Here is a 14,080-nt window from a genome sequence, read left to right on the forward strand (position 1 = left end):
AGCGACAACGCCCCTGGCGGTATTTTTCTGTCGGGCTGTAACAAACAGGCGGTGGTGAACGACTGATGGCGTCCGACCTTCAACATCACCAGCCCGCCCCATGCACGACACCCTGCCGCTGCTCAAAGCCACCGACTTTCCCGCCATCCGGCGCCAAGCCCTGAACACGCTGCAGGTCAACCTCGGTTACCGCTGCAACCAGTCCTGCCTGCATTGCCATGTCAACGCAGGCCCCAACCGCACCGAAATGATGGACGGGGCAACCGTGGACCTGGTGATCGAGGTGCTGCAGGCCCGGGGCATCACCACGCTGGACCTCACGGGCGGCGCGCCAGAGCTCAGTGACCACTTCAGGCGGCTGGTGGTGGCGGCCCGGGCCCTGGGTGTCGAGGTGATCGACCGCTGCAACCTGACCATCCTCAGCGAGCCCGGGCAGGAGGACCTCGCTGCCTTCCTCGCCGGGCAAGGCGTTCAGGTGGTGGCCTCCATGCCGTGCTATTCCCCGGCCAACGTCGATCGCCAGCGCGGCGACGGCGTGTTCGACCTCAGCATCACCGGGCTGCAGCAACTCAACGCGCTGGGATACGGGGTGGAGGGCAGTGGCCTCACGCTGAACCTTGTCTACAACCCTCAAGGCCCCTCACTGCCACCGCCGCAGGGTGCGCTGGAGGCCGACTACAAGCGCGAGCTGCTGCAGCACTTCGGCATCCGCTTCAACCACCTGTTTGCACTGACCAACATGCCGGTGCAGCGTTTCGGCAGCACCCTGGTGTCCAAGGGAACGTTTGGCGCTTACATGCAGCTGCTGAAGCAGTCGTACCAGGCCGACAACCTGGACACCGTGATGTGCCGCTCCATGATCAGCGTGGACTGGCAGGGCGATCTGTACGACTGCGACTTCAACCAGATGCTGGGCCTGCCGGCCCGCCTGGGCAAGACCTGGCGCCCGCAGTTGCGCGACCTGCTGCAGGCCGATCCCGAAGGCGAGGCCATCCGGATCGCTGACCACTGTTACGGCTGCACCGCAGGCCAGGGCAGCAGTTGCGGGGGTGCGCTGGAGTCGGCTGACACCGCCACCGCAACCGTGGCCGTTCATGTCGTGCACACCGGTACCCCCCAATCCGTGACTTCAGGAGCGACCCCATGACCGCGTTCACCCGCTGGCTGGCCAGCCTGTTGCTGCTGCTCGCAGCCTTGCCTGCGCACGCGCAAGGTACGCCCTTGAAGTTCGGTGTCGGCCTGTTCCAGCCCGACCGCGAGCGCAACGACGCCACCTACCGGCCGCTGGCCCAACACCTGTCCCGGCGCCTGGGCCGCCCGGTGGAGCTGCGCACGGTCGACAGCTGGGAGGGCCTGGCCAAGTCGCTGGCCAATGGTGAAACCGACCTGGCCTTGATGGGTCCGTGGGGCTATGTGCTGGCCAACCAGGCGGCCAATGCCCAGGTGGTCTCGACCATCCTGTACGAAGGCAAGCCCGAATATTTCGCGATGATCGTCACCCATCCGGACTCGGGCATCAATTCGGTGGCCGATCTCAAAGGCCGGACCTTCGCCTTTGGCGACAAGGGCTCCACCTCCGGCTACCTGATCCCGCTGCACTTTTTCATGAAGCAGGGCATCGACCCCGCGAAGCATTTTTCTCGCGTGCTGCACACCAAGCACCAGGCGATCCAGACCCAGGTCACCGCCGGGCAGATCGACGCCGGCGCCGACTACAACCGCAACCGCGACGCGATGATCGCGCAGGGCCTGATCAAGGCCGAGCGCTCCAAGATCATCTGGCAGTCCGACCCCCTGCCCAACGACGCGTTTGCCGTCAGCGAAGCGCTCCACCAGGACAAGGCCTTCGTGGCGCGACTGCAGGCGGCCCTCGCCGAGGTCGGCCCCTTGCTCAAGGCGCAGCCCGCACTGATGCCGCCGAGCTACACCGGCTTCATCAACAGCGACAACCGGGCCTATAAGCCGATTCGTGACGCAGGTCTGGCCACCGGCACCCTGCAGCCCAGGTGAACGCGCTGCCGATCCAGCGGACGTTCTGGCCATTGCCGTGGTCGGGCCGCACGCGCTTCCTGCTGCTGGTGCTTGCCTATGGCCTGCTGGTGGCTGCCTGCCTGGGCAGCCTCTGGGTCGCGGGCGAGTTGTCGCTGGGCCGCAACCCCGTGGCCAACCTGATCAAGTCGATCGGGGAGTTCGCCTACCCGAGCTTTCTGGATGTGTGGTTCGGGCCCGAGCGGCTGGAATACCGCAGCGACGACGGCACCCTGTTGCGCGTGGAAAACCGCCGCGTGGTGGAGGCCGATTTTCTGGCGGCGCTGGGGCGTGCCACCTGGGTCACGTTCCAGATCGCCACCCTGGGCTCGCTGCTGGGCGCCTTGCTGGCCCTGCCGTTGGGTCTGCTGAGCGCGCGAAACCTGGGCGCGCCGCGCTGGCTGGCCTGGGCGAGCAAAGGTCTGCTCGACGTGCTGCGCGCCATTCACACGTTGGTGTTCGGCCTGGTGCTGGTCGGCATCGTCGGCCTGGGCCCGACCGCCGGCATCCTGGCCATTGCGCTGCACTCCATGGGCACCTACGGCAAGCTGTACGCGGAGTCGGTCGAGTCGCTGGACATGGGGGCCGTCCACGCGGTGCAGGCCACCGGCGCGTCGCGCACCCAGGTCTTCTTCAACGCCGTGTGGCCCGCCGTGCTGCCCCAGTTCGTGTCGAACCACCTCTACATCTGGGAGTTCAACATCCGCGACTCGACCATCCTCGGCCTGATCGGCGCGGGCGGACTCGGCTTGCTGATCTCCGAGGCGGTGAGCCTGTTCCAGTGGAGCCGCCTGGCCACCATCCTGCTCGTCGTCATCGCGCTGGTGGTGGCGTTCGACAGCTTCTCGCGGCGCATCCGCCAGGCTTTGCTGTGAGCGCCGGAACACTCGACATCCACATCCGTGATCTGGCCGTGAAGGCCGGTTCCCGGACCTTGCTGCGGCTGGACGAACTGCACATCGGTGCCGGCGAGCGGGTGGCCATCGTCGGGCACAACGGCGCGGGCAAGTCGACCCTGCTGCGCGTCATCGGCGGCCTGCTTGAGCCTGCCGAGGGCTCGGTCAGTGTGCTGGGGCGACCTCTGCGGGAACCGGTGTCCGACGCCGCGCTGCGCGCCTGGCGATGCGAGGTGGGCCAGGTCATGCAGGGGCTGCACATGGTGTCGCGCCTGAGCGCGCGCGAGAACGTGTTGATCGGTGCCCTGGGACGCCTGAGCGGCTGGCGCAGCTGGAGCCGGCTGTACCCGGCGGCGCTGGTGGACGAAGCCAACCAGGCGCTCGCCCTGGTCGGCCTGCAGGGTCGGGGCGATGCCCGCACCGACCGTCTCTCGGGCGGTGAACGCCAGAAGCTCAGCATTGCACGGCTGCGCCTGCAGCGCCCGCGCCTGATCCTTGCCGACGAACCCACGGCCAATCTGGACCCGGCCGCCGCCGCCGATGCCTGCCATTGGCTGGGCAGCATCGCGCCGGGTGCCACCCTGATCACCGTGGTGCACCAGCCCGCGCTGCTGCCGCTGCTGGCCGACCGGGTGATCGGCCTTCGCGACGGTGCGCCGGTGTTCGACCTGCCGATCGCCGAGGTGGGGGTCGATCGTTTGCAGGCGCTGTACGAACCCGGCCCGACGCCCGCTCCCACTTCCCCTCAAACCCAGGCTCCAACCTCCCGTCCGGACCCGGCGCCGGCGCTGATGGCCTGTCGGCCCACCTTGCAAGGAAACACACCATGACCCTGGATGCACCCACGCTCGAGGCCGCGCCGGCGGCCGCCGGCCGAAGCTGCCCACTGCACTACCGCTACGCGCCCTCGGTGTTTGCCAGCGAGGCGCCGGAACACCTGGCCCATCTCGACGTGCTCTATGTCGTGGGCGGCCTGTACGGCAACGAGGCTGCGCTGCAGCGCGTGATTGAACTGTTCGGGCAGGAGCGCGGGCGTGCCCGCATGGTCTTCAACGGCGACTTTCACTGGTTCGACGCCGATCCCGCCGTGTTCACCCGCATCCAGCAATCGGTGCTGCGCTTCGATGCGCTGCGTGGCAATGTCGAGACCGAGCTGGCCGACGAGAACGCCGACGCCGATGCCGGCTGCGGTTGCGCCTACCCCGACTGGGTGGGCGACCAGGTGGTCGAACGCTCGAACCGCATTCACACAGCGCTGCGCAGCTGCGTCACGCCCGGGCAGCAGCGCGAACTGCGGTCCCTGCCGATGTGGCAACGCGCCGACGTCGGCCCCCTGCGCCTGGGCCTGGTGCACGGCGACGCGCAGTCGCTCGCCGGCTGGGGCTTTGCCCAGGAGCATCTGCGCGACGCCGCGCACCGCGAGGAGGTGGAGCGCTGGTTCGACCAGGCCGGCGTGCACGCCTTTGCCAGCACGCACACCTGCCTTCCCGTGTTCCAGCGCCTGAGGTCGGGACCGGACGCCCACGCACGCTGGGTGTTCAACAACGGCGCCACCGGCATGCCCAATTTCCAGGGCGATGCGGCGGGCCTGATCACCCGCATCGCGCTCGCGTCGTACACGGGCGCCGAGCGTCGCTTCGGCGTGGTCGAGCGCGGTGTCCATGTCGACGCCATCGCCATCGAGATCGACAGCACCGCCTGGCAGCGGCAATTCCAACGGTTGTGGCCCGAGGGCAGCGACGCCCACGCTTCGTACTTCAACCGCATCCAGCACGGTCCGGCTTACCAGCTGCAGGACGCCGTGCGCCACGAGGAGAACTGAACCATGCTCGCCATCATCGGAGGCACCGGCCTCTACGAACTCGACGGCCTCGACATCCACGATCGCCTGGGCGGCGACACGCCGTTCGGCACGCCGTCGGGTGAGGTGTTGCGCGGCACCCTGCACGGCCAGACGGTGCTGTTTCTCGCGCGCCACGGGGCCGGTCACCGGCTGCTGCCGCACGAGGTGAACTACCGCGCCAACGTGTACGCGCTCAAGCGTGCCGGCGCCACCATGATGCTGGGCTTCTCGGCCGTGGGCAGCCTGGCCATGCAGGTCGCTCCCGGCGACCTCGCGATGCCCGAGCAGTACATCGACTGGACGCGGGGTGCGCGCGAGCGAACCTTCTTCGGTGGCGGCGTTGCCGCGCATGTGTCCACCGCCAAGCCAGTGAGCAGCGCACTGGTCGATGCGGTCATGGCCGCTGCCGACAAGGCTGGCCTCACAGTGCACCGCGGCCTGACCTACGCCTGCGTGGACGGTCCCCGCCTGGGCACCCAGGCCGAGAGCCACCTGCTGCGCCAGATGGCTTGCCACCTGGTGGGCATGACCAATGCTCCCGAGGTGTTTCTGGCGCGCGAGGCCCAGATGGCCTATGCCACCGTGGGCCTGGTGACCGACTACGACTGCTGGCTCGACGACCCCACGCAACACGTCAGCGTGTCGGCCGTGTTCGAGCTCTACGGTCAGAGCCTGGCCAAGGCACGTCGGTTGCTGGACGCGCTGCTGTCGCAGACGCTCCCGGTGCCCGAAACCTCGATCCGGACAGCGCTCACCGGGGCGCTGCTCACGCCCGACGACGCGATGTCCGAGGCCCAGAAGACATGGGTGTCCCAGCTCCGGTCCTGATCCCGGAAAACGCGGATCGGGTCCGGCACCTCACAGGCCCAGCACCACCGGCTCCAACGCGTCGGACGCGCCGCTGATGCGTCCGATGGCTGCGGTGTGCCGGTAGCCGGCCGCCTGCAGGGCACGGATGCAGTCGGCGGCGCGGTCGGCCGGCACGCTGGCGAGCAGGCCGCCGGCCGTCTGCGGGTCGAACAGCAGCGGATAGCGTGGGTCTTTCACGAAGTCTTCGGCGTTGCGCAGGGCGCGGCGCAGCCGCACGTTGGCCGGCTGCAGCGAGCTGACAATGCCCGCTTCGATGCATTCCAGCGCGCCGTCGAGCAAGGGCAGGGCGCCCAGTTGCAGCTCGGCGTCCACGCCCGAGGGGCGGGTCATTTCCACCAGATGCCCCAGCAGGCCGAAACCGGTCAGGTCGGTGCAGGCGGTGGCGCCGTGCTCGCGCAGGATCCGCGCGCCGACCTGGTTGGACACCACCATGGAGGTCAGTGCCGCATCGATCCAGCGGCCCTTGGCGGCGTGGCGCGCGTGGGCCGCGAACAGCGTGCCGGTCCCGATGGGCTTGGTGAGCAGCAGCACGTCTCCCGCTTGCATGCCGCCCTTGCGCATGACGCCGTCCATGTTCTCGTCGATCAGTCCGTTGATGGCGAAGCCCAGCGCGAGTTCGCGGCCCTCGCCGGTGTGCCCTCCGACCAGGCTGCAGCCGGCGGCGTTGAGCACCTCGACCGCGCCGGTCATCATCTGCAGCAGCAGGTCCTCCACCTTGGATTCCAGGCCTGGTGGCACGGTGGCGATCGCCGTGGCGGACTGGGCTTCAGCCCCCATGGCAAAGATGTCGCCCAGGGCGTGATTGGCCGCGACCTTGCCGAACAGGTAGGGGTCGTCGATGAAGCTGCGGAAGAAGTCCACCGTGTGCACCATGGCCTTGCCCGGTGGCACGCGCACCACGGCGGCGTCGTCGGGCGAGTGGAGCCCGATCAGCACATCGTCGCGCTCGACCGGTTGCAGGTTGCTCAGCGCGCGGCTCAGGATGCTGGCGCCCACCTTGGCACCGCAGCCACCGCAGCGCATGGCAATGGCCGAGATGGCCTGGCGGGATTCTTCGGCGCTCAGCGCCAGGCTGCTGGCCGGTGCGGCCGACGGGGCGGCACCGGGCGCCATGGCCGGCAGCTCGGTGAATCGGCGCATGAATCGGCGATCGATCCAGTCTTTCCAGGTCCAGACCCAGGCACCGGCAAACCCGATGGAGCCGCGCGAGGCCACGGCGTATCGATTGCCGGTGGAGATCAGCGCCAGCCATTGGCGTTGCGGGTTGAATGCCACCGGCGGCTGGCCACGCAGGCACAGACGCAGGTTCCTCGCCAGCGGCGGGCCCATGCGCACGGCGAACACACCGGCCTTCTCCAGCGGGCGGTCGGTGAACGACGCCACGTCGCCGGCAGCGAAAACCTTGGGGTCGTCCAGCGTCTGCAACCGGTCGTTGACCTTGACGAAGCCGTTGTCGTCCAGTGCCAGGCCGGTGCCTTGCAGCCATGCCGGCCCGCCGGCTTGCGTGACCCACATCGTTTCGTCGGCATCGAAGCTTCGGCCGTCCTGCGTGTGCAGGCCGCCTGGCGAGAGCCGATCCACCTGCGCGTGCGTGTGCACCGCCACCTGGCGCTCCTGGAGCACGCGGGCAAAGCGCGCACGCACCCCGGGGTTGTGCGTCGGCAGGATCGAGTCGCCCGCCGTGAGCAGGACAAAGTGCAGCCAGTCGGGGTTGCGACCCAGCTTCTGCAATTCGCTGCGCAGGCGGTACTGCATGGACAGCACCAGTTCAACGCCGCCCGCACCGCCACCGACCACCGCGATCGTGAAGCGGCCGCGCAGTTCGCGCACGCGCTCCAGCAGCTTGAGCCAGCGCAGGTTGAACTGGGCAATCGGCTTCACAGGCACGGCGTGGGCCTGTGCGCCTTCCACCTGTCGCACATTGGGGGTGGAGCCGGTGTTGATGGACAGCAGGTCGTACGGCACCGGAGGCCGATCCTTGAGCAGGACGCGCTGGCTGGTCCGGTCCAGGCCCGTGACTTCGCCGTGGATGAAGCGCGCACCGGCGAACGAGGCCAGGCGGCCCAGGTCGATGTGCACCTCGTCAAAGCTGTAGTGGCCCGAGATGTAGCCGGGCAGCATGCCGGAGTAGGGCGTGTCGATGTCGGTGCAGATGAGGGTGATGCGCAGGCCGGGCTCGGGCTGCATGGCCAGCATGCGAAGCACGACGACATGGCTGTGGCCGCCGCCGACGAGCACGAGGTCGCGCAGGATGGGTTGTTCTGAAACTTGCATGGAGGGAATGTGGAGGCAATGACGGCCCATCATAGGCATGCGGCCTGGGCGGGTGCCGCGCTGCCTTGCAGGCGAACCTCGTTCGAGAGATGGCCCGCCCGCTGCGAGCCGGGCCATCCCGTCACCATGCGCCCGATCGGCGCCGGTTGGCCGCCGCGCGCTCAGCGCGCCTGTCGGCTGGCGATCCAGGCGTCGATCGAGAGCTTTCCCGGGCCGTGTGCCATGAGGTAGAGCAGCACGGCAGCCCAGGTGCCGTGGGTGGGGTAGGCGTCGGGGTAGACGAAGAGCTGGATCACCATCGTCATGACCAGCAGGCCCAGGGCCGAAAGGCGGGTGGCCAGGCCAAGCAGGATCAGGACGGGCAGGATGTGTTCACCCAGCGCCGCCAGCACCGCTGCCAGCTCGGGCGACAGCAGGGGCAGCTTGTACTCCTCCTTGAACAGGAAGACCGCGTTCTCGGACAGGCGCGGCACACCCAGCGTGAAGGTGCCGCTGACGATGTCGATGGCCAGGCCCTCGATCTTGGTCTGGCCCGATTTCCAGAACACGGCGGCGATGGAAAAGCGCGCGATGAAGGCGAGCAGCGTGTTGGGCAACCGGCCCATCAGGCTGTTCACGCTGTGCAGCAGCGTGGTCAGGCGCCCCGTCGGGCCGCTGGTGGTTGGGCCTTCGGTGGAAGTCAGGGTGTTCATGGGGGTCTCCTGGGTGGTGGTGAGCGAACGGGGACGCGTGTTTCGGTACAGGCTCAATGCCGGCGTTGTGCGCCGATCAGCAGTTCGTGGCGGATCAGCACCGCCAGGCCCTGCGACGGGTCGAAGCCTGGTTCGGCGCTGAAAGCCTGTTCCATGGCCGCACCGAAGCCGGTGTTGTCCAGCAGGGCGGCCAGCAGCGCCGCCAGGCCAGGGTCGGCCTGCAGCACCATCACGTTCAGCCCGCTGCGAAAGACCAGGGCCGATTCGGACCGCGCCGGATCGACGTCTTGCATGGCGAGGCCGCTGGCGGGCTGGTGGGCCGCCCAGAGCGACACCACCGCGTGTGGCGATTGCAGCAGGTGCAGGCTGGGATGCAGTTGCCATCGCAGCAGGGGCAGCCGCTCGACATCGGCCAGCAGCCTGGCGACGGCGGCGGTTTCCATGGCCGCTGCGTCGGCCGCGTGCAGTGCCTGCAGGCGCTGCCATTCCAGTTGCGCCACATCGGCCAGATACGGCAGGCCGGCGGCGGGTGGAAACTGCGCGACAAACCACGGGAGCTCATCGCCATAGTGGGCCAGCACGCGGGTGCGGGGCGGGTGGGCATGCACGAAGACCTGGGCCATGGCGCGGAAGAATGTTTCGCCCACCAGTTGCAGCGTCACTGGAAAGGTGCAGGCCAGTGCGTCCACCAGCGAGACGACCACATTGTTGCGGTGCACGGCCAGGCGCTTCGCGGGATCGGTGTGGTTCCAGGTGGTCAGGCCGGTGGGCACTGCCATCGCGGGTTCGAGCAGAACCCTTGCCCAATGCTGCTGCGTGTTCATGGGCAGGCCACCTGCTCCGTTGCGCAGCGGGTTTTGGCACGGAGGTCAGGCCCGGCCTGGCTGGCGCTGCATGCAATGGCCGACAGGTGCTGCTCGGCCAGGCGCGCCTCCTGCTGCAGCACCTCGAATGCAGGCAGGTCGTTGTCGCGCTCGATCAGCGTGGGCAGCGGGCCGGTGATGGCCAGCGCGGTCTCGTACAGCGCCCAGACCGCTGCGGCCACCGGCGCGCCGTGGGTGTCGATCAGCAGGCGGTCGCCGGCGGCATCAACGTCTTGCGCGAAGCCTGCGAGGTGGATTTCGCCGGCAGCGTGGCAGGGCAGTTCGCGCAGACTGCGTTCGGGGTCGCGGCCGTGGTTGGTGCTGGACACATGCACGTTGTTGACATCGAGCAGCAGGCCGCAGCCGGTGCGGTGGATCACCTCGCGCAGGAAGTCGCCCTCGCTCCAGGTCGAGCTGATGAACTCGACATAGGTGGACGGGTTCTCCAGCAGCAGGGTGCGACCCAGGCGGTTCTGCACCAGGTCGACGTGTTCGCACACGCGTTGCAGTGTGGGCAGGTTGTAGGGCAGGGGCAGCAGGTCGTTGAAGAACACGCCCCCGTGACTGGACCAGGCCAGGTGCTCGGAGAACACGGCCGGCTGGTAGCGCTGCACCAGGCCGGCCACGGCTTCCAGGTGGACGGTATCGAGGGCGTCAACGCCGCCGATGGACATGCCCACGCCGTGGATGCTCAGTGCATGACTTTCGCGGATGCGGGTGAGGTGGTGGTGCATGGGGCCGCCGGCCACGAGGAAGTTTTCCGCGTGCACCTCGAAGAAGCCCACATCCGGGCGGTGCTCGTGAACATGGGCGAAGTGTTCGGGTTTGAGGCCCAGTCCCGCGCGCTGCGGCAGTGGCCGGCGATCGGCGGGACGCGGGCGAGGGAGCGTGACCGGAGGAGCGCAGAAGGATGGCGAAACGGGAGGGCCGTTCATGGCGTCTTCTCCGGTGTCGGGTGTCCGTCGGTCACGCGCGGGGGCTCAGGCCTTTTCCTTGAATTCCTTGAGCTGGCCGAATCCGGTGGGCGACTTGGGCGAAGCGGTCTTCTCGCAGCTGCCCTTGGGCACCAGCGACCAGGCATTGCCCTGGTAATCCACTTTCGATGTGCCGGCGCAGCTGGTGCCGGGGCCTGCGGCGCAATCGTTCTTGCCTTTGAGCGCAACGCCGAAGCACTTCTCCTTGTCGGCGCTCTGTGCAGCAGCGGGGCTGGCAGCCAGTGTCAAGGCGGCGCCCATGGCGAGGGCGAGGGCCGCGCCCGAGGCGATCTGTGCGGCGTTGCGGCGGGTCATGTGTTGGTTCATGGTGATCTCCTGAAAGTGCTGGAAGGTGGATGGGGGAAGGTGCTCGCCAACCGGTTGGGCTCGCAGGGTGTAGTCGCCGCAGCCGCGGGATCGTTACAGCGACCGGCAAAAGTTTTTGCGGGCCGGCAAGTCCGGACGGGCTGGCGCGCGCCTGCGCGACCGGCAGCCAGTCGCCGGCACACACAGCGCAGGTTCGAGCCCTGCACCGTTTCCTGCCCCCGGTTGTGAGTCCGGCCCTTGCGAGTGTTCGCAAGGGCTTGTTTCACGGCTGCTGCGGATCGGCCGGTGGACTCGATGCGGCGGCGCGCAGCTTGTCCTTCTTGCTCGGGCGTTTGCCCTTGATGCCGCCACCCGGCTCGCTCACCGGCGCCTCTTCGGTGGGTTCCAGTCCGGGCACCACTTCCAGCGGCAGGCTCAGCCCCTGGCGTTTTTCGATCAGGCGCCAATGGGCCATGCTGGCGGGTGTCACGAAACTCACGGCCAGGCCGCTGGCGCCGGCGCGGCCGGTGCGGCCGATGCGGTGCACGTAGTCCACCGCCGAGCGGGGCAGGTCGTAGTTCACCACCACCGGCAGCTGGCTGATGTCGATGCCGCGCGCGGCCAGGTCGGTGGTCACCACCACGTCCCAGCGCTTTTCCTTGAATTCCTCCAGCGCCTGCTTGCGCGCACCCTGGCTCAGGCCGCCGTGAAAGGAGGTGGCGAACAGGTCTCCCTGGTGAAGTTTGGAAGCCACCCGTTCGGCCGCGTACTGCGTGGCCACGAACACCAGCACGCGCTGCCAGCCCTGGGTCTTGATGAGCTGGCGCAGCAGCTGGGTGCGGCGCGTGCTGTCGACGAGAAAAGCCTGCTGCAGGATCACGGCTTCCTCGACGGGCGCAGCCGGCACGTCGATGCGCACGGGGGCGTGCAGCAGCTGCCCGGCGAGTTCCTGCACGGCTGGGGGGAAAGTGGCCGAGAAGAACAGGTTCTGCCGCGCCGCCGGCAGCAGCGCCAGCACGCGCTGGAGTTCCTCGGCAAAGCCGAGGTCCAGCAGGCGGTCGGCTTCGTCGAGCACCAGCAGCTCCACGCTGCCGAGCTTCAAGGCGTTGTGAGCGACCAGGTCCAGCAGGCGCCCCGGCGTGGCGACCACCACATCGGCGCCCCCGCGCAGGGCCAGCATCTGCGGGTTGATCGAGACGCCGCCGAACACCACGGCGGTTCTGGCGGTGCCCGGCAAATGCTGCGCCATGCTGCGCACGACCTCACCCACCTGTGCTGCCAGCTCCCGGGTGGGCACCAGCACCAGGGCGCGCACCCGTCGGGGCGCCTGGCCGATTTGCGGCAGCAGGCGTTGCAACAGGGGCAACACATAGGCGGCGGTCTTGCCCGATCCGGTCTGTGCCGTGGCGAGCACATCGGCACCGGACAGGGCGGCGGGCAAAGCCGCCTCCTGGATGGGCGTGGGGCGGGAGAAACCGAGGTCGGTGGCGGCTTGGGCGAGGGCGGGCGCGAGGCCCAGGGCTTGGAATGGCATGGCGTTGGATGGGTTCGGCCCAGTGTAGCGGCCGTGCGTGCCCCGGCGAGGGCGGCGCGCTAGGATCCAGCCCCATGAAGAACAAACTCTCCAGCGGTGGACTCGTCTATTCCACCGATGCCGGGCGCATGTGCCCGGCGTGCCGTCAGCCGGTGGCGAGCTGCGTGTGTCGGGAGGCCCGGGCGGTGCCGACGGGCGATGGCGTGGTGCGTGTGTCGCGCGAGACGCAGGGTCGGGGCGGCAAGTCGGTCACGCTGGTCCGGGGGCTGGCCTTGCCGGCGCCGGCGCTGGCCGCGCTGGGCAAGCAGCTGAAGGCCGCTTGTGGGTCGGGTGGCACGGTGAAGGACGGCGTGATCGAGATCCAGGGCGATCACGCCGAGAAGGTGACCGCGGCGCTCAGGGCCCAGGGCCACAACGTCAAGCGCGCGGGTGGCTGAGGGCCAGCCCCTGGGTCAGAACGGTTTGCGTCCGCTGATCAGGCGCAGCAGCACCATGACCACAGCGATCACCAGCAACACGTGAACGAAGCCGCCCAGCGTGGTGGAAGTAACCAGGCCCAGAAGCCAGAGGACAAGCAGAACGACGGCGATGGTGTAGAGCATGGTTTTTCCTTATCTCGAGGGAGCGTTCAACGCAGCGACGGGGCGGCGGCGCAACTGCGTCCACCACACCCATGCGCCGATGGCCGACACGGTTCCCAAGGTCAGAACGGGTCGACGGCGCAGCAGGCCCAGGCCGGTGCCCAGTGCAACCGCGGTCGCGGTGGATGAGCGTTTGGCGCGCGGTTTCATCCACCATTTGGTGAATGCGCCCATGGCCAGGCTGGCCAGGGGGTGGTCGGCAATGCGCCGGATCCAGGGGATCGCGGTGAACTGACCCAGCCCGGTGTGCGAGAACGTTTCGCGCCGGCCCTGGTCGTGGTCGAGCCACTGCACCAGCTGGGTGCGGCTGCGTGCCAGCCGCTGCACGGGCGTTTCGGGTGGGTTCATGGCGGTGTGGTCCTGCGCAGGAGCGCGGCGTCCTGGGCAAACTGCTCGCGCAGATTGGCAAAGGCCGGCGCCTCGCCGTCGTTGCGGGCCATCTGGAGGGCCAGTGCGCCGAGCGCGGCCGGCGCCAGCGGAGTGACCCACATCAACCAGGGTTGCTGCAGTGACGCCGCGGGCAATGAAGCCCACAGCAGCAGCGCGACACCCCCGAGGATGAATGCCACCATCAGGCTCAACAACCCGACAACCTGGAAAGTGATGCGCCGTTTGAGGTGCGCACCACTGCTGGCCACTTCTTCGGCCAGCAGACCGGCATAGCCGGCCGCGTGCTCTGCCAGCAATTGCGGTTGTGACGCCGCCAGGCGGAACACGGGGTGGAGCATGGACGTTGCGACCGCGATCAGCGACCGTGGTGGCTGTTGCGGCTGAACAGGGCAACCAGCGCCATCAGGCCCGCGCCCACGGCAGCTGCCATGAGCACCGACTTCATCGGTTCGTGCTGGATGTAGCTGGAAGCGGTGTCCCTGGCGTGCAGCGACTTGTCGCGCAACTGGCCGGAGGCGTCGCGCACCTTGTCCATGCCGCGGTGCATCAGGGCATCCGATTCGGACGCGAGCTGGCGCAGGGCATTGCCGGTTTCCGAGCGTGCGTGCTGCAGGCCGTTGGACAGGTCGTGCATGCCCTGGCCGATACCGTTGCGAGCCGTGTTGGCGGCGCGTTCTGCGGTCTGTGCCAGGTTGGAGAGCTCGTCCCCGACGGATTTGTCAGTGGTGATCATGGGCGTCTTTCTTGAAGTGGGAACCAGGCGTCGAGG

Annotated in this window: 17 protein-coding genes; 7 read left to right on the top strand and 10 right to left on the bottom strand. The window is 68.4% G+C overall.

The window, feature by feature from the left end; genetic code table 11:
- Positions 1-100 precede the first annotated feature (100 nt).
- Genes arsS through QUV35_RS12290 form a run of 6 tightly spaced genes read left to right on the top strand, consistent with a single transcriptional unit; the run spans position 101 to position 5,595 of the window.
- Positions 101-1,147, top strand: a complete 1,047-nt coding sequence (gene arsS / locus QUV35_RS12265; RefSeq protein ID WP_300874242.1) for an arsenosugar biosynthesis radical SAM (seleno)protein ArsS — start codon at positions 101-103, stop codon at positions 1,145-1,147.
- Positions 1,144-2,010, top strand: a complete 867-nt coding sequence (locus QUV35_RS12270; protein WP_300874245.1) for a phosphate/phosphite/phosphonate ABC transporter substrate-binding protein — start codon at positions 1,144-1,146, stop codon at positions 2,008-2,010. Before arsS ends, QUV35_RS12270 begins: the two co-directional genes overlap by 4 nt.
- Positions 2,007-2,903 carry a phosphonate ABC transporter, permease protein PhnE gene (gene phnE / locus QUV35_RS12275; RefSeq protein WP_300874247.1) on the top strand — a complete coding sequence of 299 codons (897 nt, stop codon included), beginning with the start codon at positions 2,007-2,009 and terminating at the stop codon, positions 2,901-2,903. Before QUV35_RS12270 ends, phnE begins: the two co-directional genes overlap by 4 nt.
- Positions 2,900-3,754: an ATP-binding cassette domain-containing protein gene (locus QUV35_RS12280; RefSeq protein ID WP_300874250.1), complete on the top strand. Its 855-nt coding sequence runs from the start codon at positions 2,900-2,902 to the stop codon at positions 3,752-3,754. Before phnE ends, QUV35_RS12280 begins: the two co-directional genes overlap by 4 nt.
- Positions 3,751-4,746 carry a hypothetical protein gene (locus QUV35_RS12285; RefSeq protein WP_300874253.1) on the top strand — a complete coding sequence of 332 codons (996 nt, stop codon included), beginning with the start codon at positions 3,751-3,753 and terminating at the stop codon, positions 4,744-4,746. The genes QUV35_RS12280 and QUV35_RS12285 overlap by 4 nt, the downstream gene beginning before the upstream one ends.
- A 3-nt stretch (positions 4,747-4,749) precedes the next feature.
- Positions 4,750-5,595, top strand: a complete 846-nt coding sequence (locus tag QUV35_RS12290) for an S-methyl-5'-thioinosine phosphorylase (RefSeq protein WP_300874256.1) — start codon at positions 4,750-4,752, stop codon at positions 5,593-5,595.
- A gap of 30 nt (positions 5,596-5,625) precedes the next feature.
- Here the strand turns inward: QUV35_RS12290 and selD are convergent, their stop codons facing one another.
- From selD to QUV35_RS12320, 6 genes are all read right to left on the bottom strand, one after another.
- The gene (gene selD / locus QUV35_RS12295; RefSeq protein WP_300874258.1) at positions 5,626-7,911 is read right to left on the bottom strand and encodes a selenide, water dikinase SelD; all 2,286 of its coding nucleotides are present in this window, start codon (positions 7,909-7,911) and stop codon (positions 5,626-5,628) included.
- A gap of 161 nt (positions 7,912-8,072) precedes the next feature.
- Positions 8,073-8,516: a DoxX family protein gene (locus QUV35_RS12300; RefSeq protein ID WP_300874382.1), complete on the bottom strand. Its 444-nt coding sequence runs from the start codon at positions 8,514-8,516 to the stop codon at positions 8,073-8,075.
- Between the two features lie 140 nt (positions 8,517-8,656).
- Positions 8,657-9,427: a DNA-binding domain-containing protein gene (locus QUV35_RS12305; protein ID WP_300874261.1), complete on the bottom strand. Its 771-nt coding sequence runs from the start codon at positions 9,425-9,427 to the stop codon at positions 8,657-8,659.
- Positions 9,424-10,401: a DUF692 domain-containing protein gene (locus QUV35_RS12310; protein WP_300874265.1), complete on the bottom strand. Its 978-nt coding sequence runs from the start codon at positions 10,399-10,401 to the stop codon at positions 9,424-9,426. Before QUV35_RS12310 ends, QUV35_RS12305 begins: the two co-directional genes overlap by 4 nt.
- 45 nt (positions 10,402-10,446) lie before the next feature.
- Complete coding sequence (locus tag QUV35_RS12315; RefSeq protein WP_300874268.1) at positions 10,447-10,767, bottom strand: DUF2282 domain-containing protein; 321 nt, start codon at positions 10,765-10,767, stop codon at positions 10,447-10,449.
- A 262-nt stretch (positions 10,768-11,029) separates the two neighbouring features.
- Entirely contained in the window at positions 11,030-12,280 is a 1,251-nt protein-coding gene (locus QUV35_RS12320; RefSeq protein WP_300874272.1) for a DEAD/DEAH box helicase, read from the bottom strand.
- A gap of 74 nt (positions 12,281-12,354) precedes the next feature.
- Between QUV35_RS12320 and QUV35_RS12325 the strand changes: the two genes are divergently transcribed.
- Positions 12,355-12,717 carry a translation initiation factor Sui1 gene (locus QUV35_RS12325; protein WP_300874275.1) on the top strand — a complete coding sequence of 121 codons (363 nt, stop codon included), beginning with the start codon at positions 12,355-12,357 and terminating at the stop codon, positions 12,715-12,717.
- A gap of 15 nt (positions 12,718-12,732) precedes the next feature.
- Here the strand turns inward: QUV35_RS12325 and QUV35_RS12330 are convergent, their stop codons facing one another.
- The 4 genes from QUV35_RS12330 to QUV35_RS12345 are packed head-to-tail and all read right to left on the bottom strand — an operon-like array spanning position 12,733 to position 14,044.
- Positions 12,733-12,882, bottom strand: a complete 150-nt coding sequence (locus QUV35_RS12330; protein WP_156406473.1) for a lmo0937 family membrane protein — start codon at positions 12,880-12,882, stop codon at positions 12,733-12,735.
- Positions 12,883-12,891: 9 nt separating this feature from the next.
- The gene (locus QUV35_RS12335) at positions 12,892-13,269 is read right to left on the bottom strand and encodes a hypothetical protein (RefSeq protein ID WP_300874278.1); all 378 of its coding nucleotides are present in this window, start codon (positions 13,267-13,269) and stop codon (positions 12,892-12,894) included.
- Positions 13,266-13,649: a hypothetical protein gene (locus QUV35_RS12340; RefSeq protein ID WP_300874281.1), complete on the bottom strand. Its 384-nt coding sequence runs from the start codon at positions 13,647-13,649 to the stop codon at positions 13,266-13,268. Before QUV35_RS12340 ends, QUV35_RS12335 begins: the two co-directional genes overlap by 4 nt.
- Positions 13,650-13,666: 17 nt before the next feature.
- Positions 13,667-14,044: a hypothetical protein gene (locus QUV35_RS12345; protein ID WP_300874284.1), complete on the bottom strand. Its 378-nt coding sequence runs from the start codon at positions 14,042-14,044 to the stop codon at positions 13,667-13,669.
- Positions 14,045-14,080 lie beyond the last annotated feature (36 nt).

The sequence above is a fragment of the Hydrogenophaga sp. genome (assembly GCF_030373225.1).
Lineage (GTDB): Bacteria > Pseudomonadota > Gammaproteobacteria > Burkholderiales > Burkholderiaceae_C > Hydrogenophaga.

What these genes read in the sequence shown, in the direction of transcription:
- QUV35_RS12270 (WP_300874245.1), top strand. Translation starts at nt 1,144, where the DNA reads ATGACCGCGTTCACCCGCTGGCTGGCCAGCCTGTTGCTGCTGCTCGCA.
- QUV35_RS12285 (WP_300874253.1), top strand. Translation starts at nt 3,751, where the DNA reads ATGACCCTGGATGCACCCACGCTCGAGGCCGCGCCGGCGGCCGCCGGC.
- selD (WP_300874258.1), bottom strand. Translation starts at nt 7,911, where the DNA reads ATGCAAGTTTCAGAACAACCCATCCTGCGCGACCTCGTGCTCGTCGGC.
- arsS (WP_300874242.1), top strand. Translation starts at nt 101, where the DNA reads ATGCACGACACCCTGCCGCTGCTCAAAGCCACCGACTTTCCCGCCATC.
- QUV35_RS12320 (WP_300874272.1), bottom strand. Translation starts at nt 12,280, where the DNA reads ATGCCATTCCAAGCCCTGGGCCTCGCGCCCGCCCTCGCCCAAGCCGCC.
- QUV35_RS12325 (WP_300874275.1), top strand. Translation starts at nt 12,355, where the DNA reads ATGAAGAACAAACTCTCCAGCGGTGGACTCGTCTATTCCACCGATGCC.
- QUV35_RS12315 (WP_300874268.1), bottom strand. Translation starts at nt 10,767, where the DNA reads ATGAACCAACACATGACCCGCCGCAACGCCGCACAGATCGCCTCGGGC.
- QUV35_RS12310 (WP_300874265.1), bottom strand. Translation starts at nt 10,401, where the DNA reads ATGAACGGCCCTCCCGTTTCGCCATCCTTCTGCGCTCCTCCGGTCACG.
- QUV35_RS12300 (WP_300874382.1), bottom strand. Translation starts at nt 8,516, where the DNA reads ATGGGCCGGTTGCCCAACACGCTGCTCGCCTTCATCGCGCGCTTTTCC.
- QUV35_RS12290 (WP_300874256.1), top strand. Translation starts at nt 4,750, where the DNA reads ATGCTCGCCATCATCGGAGGCACCGGCCTCTACGAACTCGACGGCCTC.
- QUV35_RS12335 (WP_300874278.1), bottom strand. Translation starts at nt 13,269, where the DNA reads ATGAACCCACCCGAAACGCCCGTGCAGCGGCTGGCACGCAGCCGCACC.
- QUV35_RS12330 (WP_156406473.1), bottom strand. Translation starts at nt 12,882, where the DNA reads ATGCTCTACACCATCGCCGTCGTTCTGCTTGTCCTCTGGCTTCTGGGC.
- QUV35_RS12345 (WP_300874284.1), bottom strand. Translation starts at nt 14,044, where the DNA reads ATGATCACCACTGACAAATCCGTCGGGGACGAGCTCTCCAACCTGGCA.
- QUV35_RS12340 (WP_300874281.1), bottom strand. Translation starts at nt 13,649, where the DNA reads ATGCTCCACCCCGTGTTCCGCCTGGCGGCGTCACAACCGCAATTGCTG.
- QUV35_RS12305 (WP_300874261.1), bottom strand. Translation starts at nt 9,427, where the DNA reads ATGAACACGCAGCAGCATTGGGCAAGGGTTCTGCTCGAACCCGCGATG.